The sequence below is a fragment of the Micromonospora sp. NPDC049139 genome (assembly GCF_055586845.1).
Map to the genome: position 1 here is coordinate 120,785 of NZ_JBVJHK010000015.1, position 15,580 is coordinate 136,364.

Consider the following 15,580-nt stretch of genomic DNA (forward strand, 5'->3'; position numbering starts at 1 on the left):
CGCGCGCCTCAGCGTGCGCCGTAGTAGCGGCGATGCAGGTCGTGCACCTGCGCGGCGAGGTCAGGCACGGGCCCTTCCACCACGACGTTGGGAGCAATGTCCCGGATCGGCAGAGACCGCACGGGTGGCGGGGGCACGTTCATCTCGGTCAGCCAGCCCGCCAACTGCTCGGAAGAAGCCACGTACACGATCCGGCCGAGACCCACCCAGCCGTGCGCCGCAGCACACATGGGGCAGTGCTCGCCGGAGGTGAAGACGGTCGCCCGCGCTCGTTGTTCAGGGGACATGTTCGCCGCGGCCCAGCGGGCCAGCTCGAACTCCGGGTGACGGGTCCGGTCGCCGCCCGCCACCCGGTTGCGGTCCTCGGCGAGGGCGGTCCCGTCGGCGTCGACCAGCACCGAGCCGAACGGCTCGTCGCCCTCTTCCAGAGCCTCGACGGCCAGCTCGATACAGCGGCGCAGATGCCGCAGTTCCATGTCGCTAACCATGGGTCTCCCGGGAGTCAACCTCCGCTGCCAGGGCACTGATTCACGTGGCTTCGCGGCGGGCAATGGAGGTCAGCCGGTCGGCTGCTGCGACAGGATAGCGACGATTGCGGTGTTGCCGCAGCCGCCGCGCGTCGTGTCGCACCGCTTCGATGCCGTCCTTGTCCGATCCGGTGGACATCCGCGTCGGCGGCCACGAGGATCTCCGCGAGCGCCGACCGGCGCGCGGCCGACCGACTCAGGTGGCCGCCCGGCCGGCCCTGCGTGCGCGGTCAGGGGTGCACGACGCCCCAGGTGCGATCACCGGGGCCGACCAGGGCGGTCAGGTAGACCGGAGGAGTCTGCTTCGCAGCCTGCCTGCAGACGTGTTTCGTGCATCGGTGCGTGACCTCGAACGCCTCGGCTCCGGGCGGAACGATGCGCAGGTCCAGCCGGTACACGATGTCATCGCCACCGTGCTCCTCCTCCGCTGAGAGGATCTCGGCGCGCGCTCTGACCCCGGAGGCCTGCAGTTTCTCGGTGGCCTCGGCGGCCAGGCCCGCAGCGAACCACGCGCTGAGCCCGATCACCGACAGGATCAAGCCGGTCACGACCAGGAGCAGCGTCTGCCACCACGCATCGCTGTTCACGACGAAGATGCCGATCCCGATGACCGTGCCGCCGAGCGCCGAGGTGGTGACGATCCTCTCCGCGAGAGCCGAGCGTCGAGTAGTCAGGTGCACCTGTGTCCACGGGACCGGCTCACGGTCCGATTCGCTCACCACGTCATTGATCGAACGTGAGCCGATCCCATTCGAGGCCGCCGCGCCAGTCGGACCGGCCGGCCGCCCAACCGGTGATGACCGACTGGAGCACGTCCAGCTCGTCGACGTACGCCCGGAAGTGGCGGTCCGGCCCGCCGTCGCGGTACTCGACGACCAGCCGCCACCTCCCGTCGTCGTCCCTGACCTCGGCGCACTGGATGTAGGTCTGCCCGTCGGGGGCGCCGGTGCGGTGGACAACCAGGAACTCCTCGCCCGTCGAGTGGACCCGCTCGGCGAGATCCAGCAGCAGTTCCTCGGCCGGGTCGTCGTATCTGGCGCCCGACTCGACTTCGGCCCGGATGGTGGGTCTTGTCATGCGGCGAGTGTGCCAGCCCGGCTCAACCCGCGCGTAGCGTCACGGCAGCGTGGCCAGCCGGTGCCGCACCACCACACGGGAGGCCGATGGCCAACTGGGGCGGCCCCGTCAGCGAAGGAAGATGGTTCCTCCCCATCCTGGGCCGTGTGCTGCCGCCGTCGGGAACATCAATCCACTCGTGAAGCGACCCGCATTGATGTTCGTGAGGAGCCGGCCCTCACCGTTGATCGAGATCAGGTCGGCGCGGCCGTCCCCGCTCAGGTCGGTCGGGTAGGGCAGCATGTTGGCGTTCCAACCCTGGCCCACCGAAGCTCGGGGTCCGAAGCTGACCAGCCCGTTCGTCACACCCTGGTTGCGGAAGGCGGCAAGCGTCCCGTCCGCTAGCACGCCGAGCACATCCGCGGGTCCGTCACCATCGAGGTCGACGACGTGCATGGCCAGGTAACCGGTCCAGCCCGCACCGACCCGCTGACCGGCGGCGAACATACCTCCGCTGAAGCTGCCGGTGTTGAGGTAGTGCCACAGCGACCCATCCGGCTTGATGGACATCAGGTCGGCTCTTCCGTCACCCGTGAGGTCACCGACGAAGGGAAGCTCGGCGGTGCTCCAGCCCTGGCCCACCGGGACGGCCGGACCCCAGGTGACCGCACCGTTGTTCATGCCGGTGTTGCGGAATGCCTTGAGCGTGCCGTCCGGGAACACCCCCAGCAGGTCGGCGCGCCCGTCGTCATCGAGGTCGGCCAGGTGCACCGCCAACGTCCCCTGCCAGCCACCGCCGACCTGGACGCCTGCGGCGAACATGCCACCCGTGACGGACCCGGTGTTCCTGAACTGCACCAAGGCTCCGGTGCTGGTCACCGTGAGCAGGTCCGCGAGCCGGTCACCGTCAAGGTCACCGATGATGGGCAGTTGCGAGGCCGACCATCCCTGCCCGACCGTCTGGGTAGCGCCCAGCTCCGGCCAGTTCACCGTGGTGCGCAGGTTCTCGTACGCGTTCAGCGTGCCGTTTCCCGTCACGGCCAGGACATCGGAGCGCCCGTCGCCGCTCAGGTCCACCCGGTCGATGCCCCGACGCAGCGCGAAGGTCACCAGGGGGTGGAGCACACCGTGTGCCACCGACTCGGGATGGGCGGCGATGGCGGGAAGGAGGTTACGGATCTCCTGGCGAAGGTTGTTCGCGACGGTGGTCTGTCCGGCGCGCTCGGCGGTCAGGAGATCCACGGCGCGGGTCGCCGCGTCCACGAGGCGCACCGCCTGCTGTAGCCATGGCGTCGCCTGGGTTGTCAGGCTGGTTTGCATGGCCTGCAGGTCCATGCTGGCCGTCTTGAGATCAGAGAGCCTCTGTTTGAGTGCGACGGCGGCGCCGTCCACCCCGTTTCCGGTGCGGAGGGCGTCGCGGAAGGTTCTAATGGCGGCCGCCAGCGCCACCGAGTCGGTGTGGTCGATGACGGACGAGCGGTTGATCTCCGCGAAGGTTCGGAGCTGGCCGGCCTTCGACCCACCGAGGGTGTTGATGGCGCGTAACCAGGAGCTCTCTGGCTGGTACTGTGCCGGATTCCAGGCGAAGTCGGCGGCGGTGAGCAGGGGGAGCTGAGAGGGGCCCTGCTGGGTCATCTCGTTGAACAGGATTCCTGGAGCAGCCGAGAGCGCGGGCTCTCGCCCGGCCAGCGGGCCCATCTGGAGCCGGTCCCAGACCTGGTCGTTGACGGGGAAGTTGTCCCAGATGGCGAGGCGGTGCCGGGGGAACGCCAACTGTGCGTCGTCGAGATTCTTCTTGGTGATACGCGGAGACAGCACCTCGGGTCCGGTCCAGTACACGCCCACGTCGGTGCCGAGCCGGGTGTCGAACTCGGTGCGGTAGCTGCTGGCCGCCGTCCCGGCGTACTCGCTGCTGACGGTGTACAGCTGGCCCATGTCGGCGTGGGTGCTGATGAACTGTGTCTGGACGAAGTTCGTGACGTCGGCCTGCGCCCGGGCCCACGCCGTGACCCCGGTTCCGTATGTGCCGGTGTCGGTGGAGCAGGAGAACGGCCGTGTCGGGAAGACGTCGTCCCAGGCGATGACGAAGTGCCTGACTCCGATCTGGCGCAGCTGGTCGAGCCGGGAGAGCAGCGTGCTGCGCTCCGTGGCGGACGAGTGGCAGATGCCGTTGGCCTGGTCGAGTGGCATCTCGGGTGAGATCCGGTATACGAACGCGACGTGCAGGCTGTTGGCCTTGGTGACGACTTCCTGAAGGTCGCCAAGTTCGGCGTCCGTGTACGGGGTCCGCCAGTTGTTGCTGCCGCTGCCGCCCGTGCGCGGGTCCGCCGCGGGCCCGTAGAAGAAGCGGTTCATCTTGTTGCGGGCGAGGACCTCCACCTGTTCCAGCCGGTCAGCTTTCGTCCACCGGGCCACCCCTGGTGGTGGGGGGTTGGCCGAGTCCATACCGCCGCGGAACGAGAAGGCCGGCCAGTCCTTGATCGTGACCCGCGCGATTTCCGCGCCGGAGGAATCCGACGCCAGGAGCTGTCTCAGGGTCTGCGCGGCGTAGAAGGTGCCCACCTTGTCGCCGCCGGCGAGCACGACCCGCTGCCTGCCGCCGGAGTCCGTCCCGGTGGCCAGCAGATAACCCTGGTCCGGCAGGGTGCTCGGGGTGGTGACACCGAGTGCGTTCAGGGCCGCCGCGCTGGCGGGGGTCTCCCGCGCTCCCCCGACGTAGACGGTTGTTCCGGCGCCGGGATCGGTGTTGGTGAGGGTGACCCTGGTGCGGTGTGCGGTGAGAGCGGCCACCACGGCGTCAACGGCCGGCTGGTCCGCAGCCGCGCCACGGACGACTGTCACAGCGACCGGCAGGTCAAGCGGGGTCCCGGTGACGGACAGCTCCCGTGGCTGTGGATTGAGGGGCGGGGTGGCCGCGGCGCCGCTGGCCGTGGACGGTGAGCCCAACAGCCCGACCGCGCCGAACAGCGAGGCGAGCACACAGCCGGCCACTGTGCGTGGGAAGCGCCAGCGTCCCCGAGGGTAGCCGTTTCGCATGGACGCACTCCTAGGAACTTGAGGATCGTGACTGGAGGCCGTAGCGCGCGGTAGGTACGCACCGGCTATGAAATACTGGACTAGACCATCGAGATTCGTCAATGGCTACAGGCCGGCTGATCAACAGGCTTCACCGCCCCACGACCGTCACACCCTTGACGTAGTGGGCCTTCACCATGTCCGGGGTGAGCGCGCGATCGTAGACGGCGACCTCGGACATCCATCCGCCGAAGCGGTTCGCCGCGTCATCCCCTCGTGCCCCGATCTTCAGCGAAGCAGCCCCATCGGTCGGCACCCGGCTGATCGGCACGGATGCGCGCTCGGTGCCGTCGAGATAGACCTTGAGCGTCGAGCCGTCGAAGACGGACACCAGGTGGTGCCAGCCCCACTGCAGCACGGGGGCACCGACCGGACCGGTGGTGGACAGGGAGTCCGAGAGGTTCATCGCCGCCGGCCGGTTCTTCGCACCCAGGCGCAGGAGGTACCCGTTACGGGCGGGCGAGTCGTACTTCTCCAGCACACCCTGGTCGCCGCCCTCCCGGACGTAGACCCATGCCTCCAGGGCATAGGGGCCGGTCAGGCTCAGGCTTGCCGAGTCGGGTACCTCGATGTAGCCGCCCTCAAGGCTCATCGACCGGCTGTTCCCAGCGGCCAGCGGCCCCGGCTGGCCCTGGACCACGGATCCCCGGACGACCCCGTTGTTGCCGTGCCCGGACCTGTCGAGCACTGTCGCCCCGCTGTCGTCGAGCCGCCAGTAACCGACGGCGCCGTCGGCCCGCACCAGGTCGGCGTAGGTCCCGGGAGCCGGCCTGGCCACCGTCACGGTCGTGGTGAACGCCCTCGGCTCCCCGCCATCCGGGCGGGCGGTCATGACGATCCGGTAGTCACCCGGCGCCGCATTCTCCGGGACCGAGACGCGCGTACGGACCTGCTGCCAAGCGAGCCCGTTCCTGGCGTTGCGGGTGAACAGGATCTGCTCGGACGATGGCGTCCATCCGTTCGGAAGGTCCACCGAGATCCGGCCCTGGACGACTGCGGTCCCGGACATCTCGACGAGCATCCCGAGATCAGTCGTCGCCCCCGGGGCGACCATGGTCGCCAGTTCGGTCGCAACGACCTGCGCCCGGGACAGTTGGCCCACCTTGACGCGCGACACCGTAGCTCGAACGGTCGTCGTCCCTGTGCCCGGCACCGTCACGGCGTCGCCCTCGATGGCGACTGCCGCGCCGTTGGCGGTCGCGGCCTCCAGCCGGTAGCCGGCCGGCAGTCGTAGGTGCAGCTTGACCTGCTGGAGCCCGGGGCGACCCGCCGCGGCGGGCGGGGGCGTCACCGTGGCTTCGATCGTGCCCCGGGCAACGGCCGAGGTGATGGAGTAGGTCACCGGGCCGAACAGGGTCGGCAGTTTGGTGACCCCGACCGTCTGGCCGTCGGACAGCCACGGCTTGGGCGTTGCCGGCGCGAGGTCGAGCTCGGTCGGCACACCCGCGGCGTCGAGGGTCTCGTTGACGAGCATCCCCCGCAGCGCCTTGAGGTACGTGGCGTTGTTCGGTGACAGGGGTGCCCGGAACTGGGAGCGGTAGTACTCCATCGGGCACGGCGCGACGGTTTCGCCCTCGCCCCCGATGAAGGTGTTGCGGGTGAAGCCCTGGGCGAGCATGCCGTAGAACGTCAGCCCGATCCGGTCGGCATCACCGATCTGGTCGAGATACTTGAGGTAGGACCAGCCGTACTGCTGGTCGACGCCGCTCGAGCGGTAACCGTCCGCTGCGGGCCACGGGCCGGCAGGGCGGGTCTGGCACGCCTCGACCGGCTCACCGCTGAGATTGAACCGGGTGAGCCCGAGGAACGTGGCGCCGTGCTTGTTGAGGAAGGTCGTCAGCCCCTGCCCGACCGGGCTGTTGAGATCGATCAAGCCGCTGCCCAGGGCGTACGGCATGATGAGGTTCCAGTAGCTGCCCTGCGGTGAGTTCGTGATCATCCCGGCCGGGTCGAAGTCGTTCGGCTCGAGCAGCGCAACGGGCACGAAGACCGAGCCGTCGGGCAACTGGGTCTTGCTCCGGTCGATCGCGGCGAGGGTCGCGGCGCGTAGCCCTTCTGCCTGTGCGGTGAAGGCGGCCGCGTCGTCGGGGCGGCCGATGAGACGCAGGACGACACCCATGTCGCGCAGGCCACGCCACACGTCTGCCTGGTGGTGGATGCCGTGAGCCCGTGCGCTGTTGTCGGAATAGAGGCTCGTCTTGGCGAGCAGCCCGTTGGGGTCGTTGCTCCGCTGGGCCGCGATGTCGTTGAGCCACGCCTTGAAGGTGGCCAGGTGGGCCGTGATGAGTCCGGAGTCCCCGGTCTGGAGGTGGTACCTCGCGGCCGCCTGGAGCTTGATGCCCCGCTCCCAGGTCGTGAACCCGTCAAGGTACTGCCCCCGGACGAGGAACTCGTCCATCGTCTGCCGGGTGCGCGGCGCGTAGCCGAAGTCGCCGAGCGATCCGACCGTGGCCACCACCTCGGGGATCCAGGCGAACTTCGGGTCGTCGGGCAGCTCGTAGCCGTTGCCGATCGTGAGGTTGTAGCCCATGACGAGGTTGGTCAGCAGCATGGACCGCATGGCGTCGGCGGCGTACTTCTCCGGAATCTGCACCCCGCTCCCGGTGTCGAGCTGGCCCTTCCAGTAGGCGATCATCTGTGCCCGCCTGGCGTCGTATCCGCTGCTGTCCATGACGACCGTCCCGAGCGCCTGGGGCTGGTTCATCATGAGCAGGTGGACCTCCGCCGGGCCCTTGCTGAGGTCGAGGGTGTAGGTCAGATCCGGTGCGCTCCACGCGGCCTGGCCGCTGTAGGCGAGCGCGAGCTTGTCGCCCACCTTGAGGTTGTTCTCGGCAGCCACGGCCCCGGCGACGTACATGCCGTTCAGGTTGACGCGGAGCGTGGCCGACGTATGGCCGGAGTTCCCCGGCCGGACGATGAAGCGGATCATGCTCATGAGCCGAGCGGAGCCGGAGAACCGGGTGACGTAGGACTCCCGTTCATAGGTCCGTCCCTGGCGGTCGGTGTAGCGGTTCTGCAGCACCGGCTGGTAGCCATCGGCGAGCGTCGGCTCGTCAAGCCTGGTCTCGGCCGAGCCGTAGAGTTCGGTCCCGTCGCCGACGTAGAACTTGACCCACTGCCGAGTCCGCCCGTCGGCGAAGTCCGAGTTGATCTGGCTGCCGTCGGTGAAGTGGAAGCTGAAGTCCCGCTGCGCGCTGAAGTTCTGGAGGTCCGGCATCGGGTATGTCAATGGAAGGTTGTTCCACCGGGTGTCGTGCCAGAAGTCGTCGCCGTGGTTGGCCGGTACGAGAAGGTCCCGCATGTTTGCCATCGTCGGGCCGTCAGGCAGCGCCATGAGCTGCTCGCCCCACGTGTCGGTCCCTTGCCGCAGGGCCGCCTGCACGCGCTGGACGTATCCGTCGGGGAACGCCGGCTGTTCTGGACGACCGATTGGCCCGTCAGGCATGGCGTCCCCAGCTGACGGCCCGGACGCAGCCCGGGGTGAGGCCGGCGCCGCTGCGGTAACCGGCGCCAGGACGACTCCCCCGGCCGCGAGACAAGCCACCAGGAGCGCAGCCATGCATGCCCATCGGTTCGTACTTTGTCTAGCAGCCATCAGCCCTGCTCCTCATCGATTCGGTAACCGCGACGCGGGCTGGCGGGCGTGCACTCGGCGCCCAGGGCCACCCGCGCGTTCGGGCAGATGCGGCAGACGCTAATACTGGTATAGACCGGAGTCAAGATGCGTCGTCTGCGCGCCTCTCCGCAGCACCCACCCCGGTCTGGTAGCCGGCCGAAGCCGGACAACGCCTGACGGCAGCAACCGTGGAGAACCCGTTGCGCGGAGACCCGCACGGCGGGTTCGGCGAGCGGCCTGGAGAAACGGACCAGCGGCAACGCAGGCACCGCGCTCCAGGCCGACCCAACCAGGACTTCCCCGATGAACGTCTCCCCCGACGCCTGGAAGCCTTCGTCCGTGGCGGATCAGGGTTCGATCGGCCGGACCTGATCCCGGTACCGCTCATAGAGGCCGCGATTGTGCGCGTCGCCCTGAGCGAGGTTCGCGGATACGTGGACGGGCGGGTCGATGTCGCGGGCCAACAGCCGGCGGCAGACCAGCTCGGTGAGGAGCTGCGCGATGAGGACTCCGGTGAACGACGAAATCGCCCCGGTCCGAACTCCTGGGGTGATCTCCAGTGCCGCGTCTCCTGCGGGCGCGTGGTTGTCGATCACCACATCCGCCAGGTCAGCGAGATGCGGTCCCTCGGTGGAACGTGCACCGGCCGAGCGCGTGTGGGCCAGTGAGGTGACCGCCACGATCGGATGGGAACGCTCGCGGGCCAGCGTCGCCATCTCGATGACGGCGGCGTTGATGCCGGAGTTGGAGACGATGAGGAAGGCGTCGTGCTCGGAGGGTGCGGCGAGGTGGTAGATCCGCTCGGCGAGACCGGACTCGCGCTCGTACGTCGGGTCGAGGATCGGCCCCGGGTCGGCACCGCCGAACATCACGAGATCCTTGACCGCCAGCATGCTGACGGCGGCGAGCCCGCCGGCACGCCCGGCGAGTTCGAGGGTGACGATCCGCGAGTGACCGGTCCCGAACGCCTGTAGGACGCCGTCGGCGGCGATGGCGTCGGCGACGAGCCCGGCTGCGGCCTCGATGGCGTCGAGCTCCGTGGCCAGAACCCGTTCGAGCGCGTTCCGGGCGATGGTGGCGTAGGCCGGCTCAGGCACTGATCCTCCTGGAATGTTCACGGTCGCCGACGGCTTCGATGGCGGCTTCGACGGCAGCCTCGACGACGATCTCGCCGCTGCCCGAGGTGACCGGACTGACATAGGTTTCGTAGCAGGGTTGCGTGTCGCGGGCGGGTAGGTAGCCGAGGTAGCCGTTCGCATAGCCGAGGACCACGATGGCCCCCACCTGGTCGGACGCTGCCGAACGGATCGTTTCGCCCAGCTCGAGGAACAGCTCGCCGGGAACGGCCACGATCGTGACCCCGTCGAGGTCCACCGCCTCCACGTCGACGACGTACGGTTCGGTGCGGCGGCGCGCCGCCTGCTCCTCCGCGATCCGCCTCCCCTGTTGCAGGACCCAGCGGATGCGTTCGTCCTTGCCCACCGGCAGCGGCGCTTGCCGCAGGGCCACGTCGAGCTCCGCGGGCTGCTTGGGGGCGAGTGTGACGGTTCGCGAGACCGGCGGCCGTACCGGCGTCCGGGTGCCCCCGCCGACGTGCGGCGGCACCGGTAGTACCCGGTCGGCCAGCCAGGCCCCGAGCCGATCCACCTCGTCAAGCCCCCGCCCCTGACGGGTCTGCCGGGTACTGATGTCGCCGGCGGCACCGGTGGCGACGACCACCCACCTGCCTGGTGCGGACAGCGCCCGGCGGATGCCGCCGTTCAGGTCCGCGCTCACATGGTTGTTGTCGGCGGGGAGGATGGTCGGGTGGACCGGAGAGATCACGACCAGTCCCACCACGTCGGCGCCCGCGGTGACCGTGAGGGTGTCGACGGGAATGTCCAGCGGGCCCGCGTCGGCGACGTTGCGGCGACCGGCCAGCTTGGGAACCAGTGTGCGGACCCAGCCGAGTCCGGCGGTGCGCTCGGACGCCATGGCGGACCGCACGGCTTCGAGGGATGCGGCTTCGAGCCGGTCGGCGAGGTGGCGTGGCGTGGCCTCGCCGCCGGGGCTGCAGCCCGCCTCGGGACTCGCGTGGGTGTGGGTGGCGGCGACCCAGCAGGACTGCACGCCGACGTCCCGCATGGCGCTCCGGATCCGCTCGACGACGTCGACGTTGACGCAGATCAGATCCGCGACCACCAGCGCGAACCGGTGGCCGTCGTCGGCGAACGTGACGGCATGGACCTCCAGCGGGTCGAGCACGTTCTGGACGCCGTCGGAGCGGTCGGCGTAGCCACCCATGGGTTCTCCGGGCACGACCTCGAGCCGCACCACCCCGTGTCCGACCCTCATGCGTCGCCACCGGTTCCGTGGCCCGCCAGCAGGCGTGCGTAGGGGTCGGCACCGCTCAGCAGCGCCGGACCGCCATCGAGCGGCTCCGCTCTGGGTGTGACCAGGGACAGTCCCCTGGCCTCGAGTTCAGCCGCCAGCGACTGGTGGAGCGCGTTCCCCGGGGCCAGCAGCCGTCCGCTGAAGGACACCCGCCGGGCTGCCCCGCTGAGGCCGAGCCGGACGGCTGCCACCTGCGCCGCAGCGGCGAGATCGGCCGCGGCCCGGGCGCAGATCCGCCCCGCCACCGGGTCGGCCCGCGCGGCCGCGTCGAGCACGTCGCGGGCGAAGGCCGCGGTACGGGCGACAATGGCGGGGTCGCGGTAGTAGCGCTGTAGCGACGCCAGGTCGATGCCGCCGAGCGCGGTGACGAGACGGTCGGCCAGTACCGTTGCCGGCCCGACCTGGTCGTGCGACGCGGTCGCGGCGCGCATGCCGGCCAGTCCGATGGCGTACGCGCTGCCCCGGTCACCGAGGTGGGGGCCCCATCCGTCGAGCCGGGCATGGTCGCCGCCGGCGTCCACCGCGAGCACGGTCGTCCCGGTCCCGACACACAGCAGTACGCCGGGGCCGCCGAGAGCGCCGGCGTGCGCGAGGATGCTGTCCTCCACGACCACGGCCCGGCCGCCGAACTGCCGCTCGAGGGCGAGTGCGAGACGCCGGCGTCCAGCGCGCTCCCCCGGTACGCCGGTCAGGCCGGCCACCACGCCGGCCACCTGTGCGGGGAGGGAGATCGTCGCCGCGGCGCCACGAACGGCGGCCAGGATCCGTTCGACGCCGTCCTCGTGGGGCTGGTAGGAGAAGCCCGGGCCGACGCCGAGCTGGCGGCCCTCCGGGGTACGCAGCAGCAGCCGAAGTTCCGACTTGCCGCCGTCGATGGTGATCGTCGTGGTCATCGCGACATCCCTGCGGTCAGCCCTGCGACAATCTGCTTGGTCGCGAGTGCGAACACCACGGCCAGCGGTACCAGGGCGATCACGAGTCCGGCGAACAGGGTGCCGCGGTCGGCGGCGAACTCGCCGAAGAACCGGGTCAGCCCGACCGGAATGGTGTACTTGTCGCCGCTGCGCAGCAGGACCAACGGGTAGAAGAAGTCGTTCCAGGTCGGTGCGAACTGGAAGACGGTTGCCACCGCGAGCGCCGGCCGCATCAGGGGCAGGACGACCGACACGAACAGTCGGCCCTCGTTCGCCCCGTCGATCCGCGCGGCCTCCTCCAGCTCACCGGGCAGTCCCCGCATGAAGCCCATGATCACGAAGACCGAGAACGGGATTCCGCTCGCCGCGTAGAGCAGCACCAGCCCGATCCGACTGTCGATCAGACCCATCGACTGGAACATGTAGAACACCGGCAGCAGGCCGAGTTTCGCGGGAATCATCAACCCGGACAGGAAGAACGCCGCCAGCAGGGCGCGGCCCCGGAACTTCCACCTGGCCAGGGCGTAGGCGGCCATCGCCGACACGCTGACGCACAATGCCACCGAAGCGCAGGTGACTGTGAGGGAGTTGACGAAGTACGTCGAGATCGACGCGGTCTGCCACGCGCGGGTGTAGTTGCTCAGGTCGAACGAACTGGGCAGGCCGACCGGCGCGCGGAGGATCTCCGCGTTGGGCCGGAGCGAGCCGATCAGCACCAGCAGCAGCGGGCCGAAGGCGATCGCGGCGTACGTCCACAGGAGGAGCTGGCTGCCCGCGCCGTGCAGCAGCGAACGCTGGCGGGTGCCGCGCGAACGTACGGTCTCGGCTCCGACCTTCGATGCCCGGCGGGGTGCGACGCGAAGGGTGGTACCCATCTAGTGGACCTCCCGACGGCGCAGCGCCCGCTCCAGGGCCAGGGAGACGCCGAAGATGAGCACGAAGATCAGCATGGCCAACGCCGACGACTCTCCGATCGCGTTGCTGCCGCCCTGGAAGGCGGTCCGGTAGTAGAGAAGGCCCAGCACGTCCATGGCGCCGCCGGGCCCGCCGTCGGAACCGCCGAGCGCGTAGACGAGGTCGAAGATGTTGAAGCATCCGATGAACGTCAACACGGTGATCACGCCGACCGCCGGCATCAGAAGTGGGAACCGGATGCTCCAGAACGCCCGGGTCGCCGACGCGCCGTCCATCGCGGCCGCCTCCTCCAGCTCCTTGGGGATACCGGCCAGGGCGGCGCCGAAGATGAGCATCGGTCCACCGATCCACTGCCAGGCGTTGACCAGGATCAGTACCGGCAGGGCGAGGTCCGGCTCGCCGAGCCACGGGCGCGCCCAGGCGTCCAGGCCGACCGCACTGAGCGCGAAGTTGATCGGGCCGAAGGTGGGGCTCAGCAACAACGACCAGATGTACCCGACGATAAGCGGGCTGATCAGGTACGGGAGCGAGAAGAGCGTCTGGAACAGCCGCTTGCCCCAGGGGTTGCGGTGCAGGAGCACCGCCAGGCCGAGCCCGATGGTGTTCTGGATCGCCATGGTGCCGACGAAGAAGAGCACGTTGTGTCCGAGCGCGGCGGGGATCTCGTCGCTCAGCGGGTAGCGGGTGAGGATCTCCCGGTAGTTGCCGATCCCGACGAACTCCCCCTGGCGGGTGCCGTCCCAGCGGAACAGCCCGTAGTAGAAGGCGGTGACGAGCGGCACCACGAGGAACAGCCCGTAGAGCGCGAACGCCGGCAGGCAGAACGACGTGATCCACCCTGCCGAGACCCGTCCTGCCCGGCGGCGTGACCGCCGGGCAGGACGGACCGTCAGTTCTTGGGCCGGAACCACTGATCGACCCCTCGTTGGATGTGTGCGGCCACGTCGGCGGCGGTGCTTCGGCCCAGGACGTAGTCGGAGAACGCCTCGGAGGCGAGGTCCCAGGCGGTGGGTGTGCCGCCGGAGAAGTACGCGTAGGTGACGTACGGGCTGGGGTTCGCCTGGTAACCCTTGAGTGCCTGCGCCAGGAGTTCGTCCTGCGGCTCGGCGCCCGGTACCGGGGAGATCTGCTGAAGCTCGTTGGACAGCGCCTTGCCGAACTCCTCCGTCGCCATCCACCGCACGAGGTCCAGCGCCGCGTCCCGGTGGCGGGATTTCGCCGAGACGCCGAACGACCCGTCGACGTAGCCGGGCACCAGCGTCTTGTCGACCGCCGCGCCGGGCGCCGGCGGCACGTTGAAGATGCCCATGTCGAGCTGGGGGTTGGCCTTCTTGAACCCGGCGAGCTCCCAGACGCCACCAGGGAACATGGCGGCCCGGCCGGAGGTGAAGAGGGCCTGCGCGTCGCTGTAGTTCACCCCGGCCGCCTGCGCCGGCCAGTACTTCTGGGTGCTCTGCCAGGTCTCGAGCGACTTCACCCAGGGCGCGTCGGTGAACTTCGCCGAGCCGTTGAGCATCTTGGTGAGGTAGTCGGGGCCGCCGTACGTGGTGGCTCCGAAGATCTCCTGCTCGATCGGCAGCATCCACTTGTCGGTGACGGTGTTCGCCAGCGGGGTGACGCCGGCCTTGCTGAGCTTGTCGAAGCCCGCGATCATGTCCGCCCAGGTGGTGGGGGCGGCGATGCCGTTGTCGGCGAAGATCTTCTTGTTGTAGATGACGTGCAGCGTCTGGATCGCGAACGGAACGCCGTAGACGCGCCCGTCCTTCTCGCCCTTCGCGCCGTCGAGGATCGGCTTCGGGAATCCGCTCAGCTTGTCGACCTGGTCGTCGAGGGGCACCAGGCTGCCGGAGCCGACCAGCGGCTGGAGCAGCCCGTAGGAGCGCAGCTGCGCGACGTCGGGGCCGTTGGCATCGGTGAGCCCGGTCTTGAGGATCGTGTCGTACTCGGTGTTCTTGTAGGGGACGTACTCCACGGTCACGCCCGGGTGGGCCTTCTCGTAGATCTGGAAGATCTTCTTGTACGCCGCGACGTCCTCCTGCCGCCAGCCCCAGACCTTCAGGTTGACGGCGTCGCCACCACCGTCCCCGCTGTCGCCCGGCGCGCAGGCGGCGAGGGTGACGGCGAGTGTCGCGACCACCCCTATCACACCGAATCTTCTGGGCATCTCGTCTCCGATCGTCGTGGCCGCCACCCTCCAGACCTGGCGGACGCGCCGAGCGTAATACTGGTATAGACCGGAGGTCAACGGGTTGCAGCGAGTCAACGGCGGGCCGGAAACTGCCCGTAGGATGGCTCCAACTGCGGGGAAAGGGGATCGGGTCCGTGCCAAGGAGGCGACACGAGCCGAGCGACGGGGCGCTTGAATCGTTGCTGGCGGAGCACAACCGCGGCAAGGGCGAGCACATCAGAGACGTGCTCACCGCTATGGTCCTGAGCTCGCGGGACGGCGCGCTGCTTCCCTCGGAGCGGGTCCTCGCCGAACGGTTCGGCGTCGCCCGGATGACCGTCCGGGGCTCCATCGACGCGCTGGAGTCGAAGAGAATGGTCCGGCGGGTGCCCGGGCGCGGGACCTTCGTGCAGCACCCCACGCTGACCCACTCGGAGATCTTCCGCTCGTTCAGCGAGGACATGCGGATGCGCGGCATGGCACCGGGCGCCAAGTCGTACCGCGCCCGCACCCGCCCGGCCACTCGCGCCGTCGCCGCCAGCCTCGACATCGCCCCGGGCGAGCCGACCCATTACATCGAGCGGATCCGCACCGCGGACGGCATCCCGATGGCGCTGGAGCGGACCAACCTCGCCGCGACGCGGTTCCCCAACCTGCTGGCGGTGATGGGGCGCGACGACTCGCTGTACGAGGTGCTGGGCCGCGCCTTCGGGGTGCGGCTGGAATCGGCGCGGCAGACGGTCACCATCGCCCGGCTGACCGACGCCGAGGCGAAGCGGCTCGAAGTCGCGAAGGACAGCCCGGCGTTCCTGATCGAGCGCATCTCGGTGGACAACATGGGAAAGGTCGTGGAGTTCGGCCGGTCGCTCTACCGCGGGGATCGTTACGCCATCCAGATGCACGTCAGCCCCCCGTCGCCGGAGGGCTGACGCACATC

The 15,580-nt window shown here is 69.4% G+C and carries 12 protein-coding genes; 1 reads left to right on the forward strand and 11 read right to left on the reverse strand.

The window, feature by feature from the left end; all coding sequences use genetic code 11:
* Positions 1 to 8: 8 nt before the first annotated feature.
* The 11 genes from ACZ6Q9_RS23540 to ACZ6Q9_RS23590 all read right to left on the reverse strand — a co-directional run bounded on the left by ACZ6Q9_RS23540 (position 9) and on the right by ACZ6Q9_RS23590 (position 14,640).
* A complete protein-coding gene (locus tag ACZ6Q9_RS23540) occupies positions 9 to 476 on the reverse strand; it encodes a nucleoside deaminase (RefSeq protein WP_396829570.1) in 468 nt (155 codons plus the stop codon).
* Between the two features lie 281 nt (positions 477 to 757).
* Complete coding sequence (locus ACZ6Q9_RS23545; RefSeq protein ID WP_396829571.1) at positions 758 to 1,246, reverse strand: hypothetical protein; 489 nt, start codon at positions 1,244 to 1,246, stop codon at positions 758 to 760.
* Positions 1,247 to 1,250: 4 nt separating this feature from the next.
* Positions 1,251 to 1,604, reverse strand: coding sequence for a hypothetical protein (locus tag ACZ6Q9_RS23550; protein ID WP_396829572.1), 354 nt, complete (start codon positions 1,602 to 1,604; stop codon positions 1,251 to 1,253).
* A 108-nt stretch (positions 1,605 to 1,712) separates the two neighbouring features.
* Entirely contained in the window at positions 1,713 to 4,562 is a 2,850-nt protein-coding gene (locus tag ACZ6Q9_RS23555) for a beta-N-acetylglucosaminidase domain-containing protein (protein WP_396829573.1), read from the reverse strand.
* A gap of 187 nt (positions 4,563 to 4,749) precedes the next feature.
* The gene (locus ACZ6Q9_RS23560; protein ID WP_396829574.1) at positions 4,750 to 7,959 is read right to left on the reverse strand and encodes a LamG-like jellyroll fold domain-containing protein; all 3,210 of its coding nucleotides are present in this window, start codon (positions 7,957 to 7,959) and stop codon (positions 4,750 to 4,752) included.
* Positions 7,960 to 8,621: 662 nt separating this feature from the next.
* A complete protein-coding gene (locus tag ACZ6Q9_RS23565; RefSeq protein WP_396829575.1) occupies positions 8,622 to 9,371 on the reverse strand; it encodes a sugar isomerase domain-containing protein in 750 nt (249 codons plus the stop codon).
* On the reverse strand, positions 9,364 to 10,518 hold the full coding sequence (locus ACZ6Q9_RS23570; protein WP_393263475.1) for a hypothetical protein: 1,155 nt from the start codon (positions 10,516 to 10,518) through the stop codon (positions 9,364 to 9,366). Before ACZ6Q9_RS23570 ends, ACZ6Q9_RS23565 begins: the two co-directional genes overlap by 8 nt.
* A gap of 86 nt (positions 10,519 to 10,604) precedes the next feature.
* A complete protein-coding gene (locus tag ACZ6Q9_RS23575) occupies positions 10,605 to 11,540 on the reverse strand; it encodes an N-acetylglucosamine kinase (RefSeq protein ID WP_393456834.1) in 936 nt (311 codons plus the stop codon).
* On the reverse strand, positions 11,537 to 12,436 hold the full coding sequence (locus ACZ6Q9_RS23580; protein ID WP_393263479.1) for a carbohydrate ABC transporter permease: 900 nt from the start codon (positions 12,434 to 12,436) through the stop codon (positions 11,537 to 11,539). Before ACZ6Q9_RS23580 ends, ACZ6Q9_RS23575 begins: the two co-directional genes overlap by 4 nt.
* On the reverse strand, positions 12,437 to 13,387 hold the full coding sequence (locus ACZ6Q9_RS23585; protein WP_393263481.1) for a carbohydrate ABC transporter permease: 951 nt from the start codon (positions 13,385 to 13,387) through the stop codon (positions 12,437 to 12,439).
* Complete coding sequence (locus ACZ6Q9_RS23590; RefSeq protein WP_393263483.1) at positions 13,366 to 14,640, reverse strand: ABC transporter substrate-binding protein; 1,275 nt, start codon at positions 14,638 to 14,640, stop codon at positions 13,366 to 13,368. The genes ACZ6Q9_RS23585 and ACZ6Q9_RS23590 overlap by 22 nt, the downstream gene beginning before the upstream one ends.
* A 158-nt stretch (positions 14,641 to 14,798) precedes the next feature.
* Here ACZ6Q9_RS23590 and ACZ6Q9_RS23595 point away from each other — a divergent pair, with 158 nt between their 5' ends.
* The gene (locus tag ACZ6Q9_RS23595; protein WP_396829576.1) at positions 14,799 to 15,572 is read left to right on the forward strand and encodes a GntR family transcriptional regulator; all 774 of its coding nucleotides are present in this window, start codon (positions 14,799 to 14,801) and stop codon (positions 15,570 to 15,572) included.
* Positions 15,573 to 15,580 lie beyond the last annotated feature (8 nt).